At 61.6% G+C, this 229-nt stretch carries 1 pseudogene; it reads left to right on the top strand.

Going from position 1 to position 229, the window contains the following annotated elements:
• A pseudogene (locus SB753_RS42240) lies at nt 1-229 on the top strand (Enamidase); the annotation flags it as partial.

Below are 229 nucleotides of genomic sequence, written 5' to 3'. Positions count from 1 at the left end.
ATCAGCCGATTCTCGACGCCGATACGCTCGTGATCGATGACGGCCTGATCGTCGCGATCGGCAAGGAAGCGGACTGCGACCTGGAAGGCGCGCGTACTACCGTCGATTGCAAGGGCACGACGGTAGCACCTGGCCTGATCGACTCGCATGTGCATCCGGTATTCGGCGACTGGACGCCGCGTCAGAATCAGCTCGGCTGGATCGAATCGAATCTGAACGGCGGCGTGAC

This window comes from Paraburkholderia sp. SIMBA_053, from assembly GCF_046534895.1.
In the GTDB taxonomy this organism is placed as follows: domain Bacteria; phylum Pseudomonadota; class Gammaproteobacteria; order Burkholderiales; family Burkholderiaceae; genus Paraburkholderia; species Paraburkholderia caledonica.
Note: the sequence above shows the minus strand (reverse complement) of the source record. Positions and strands in the feature narration are given on the sequence as shown.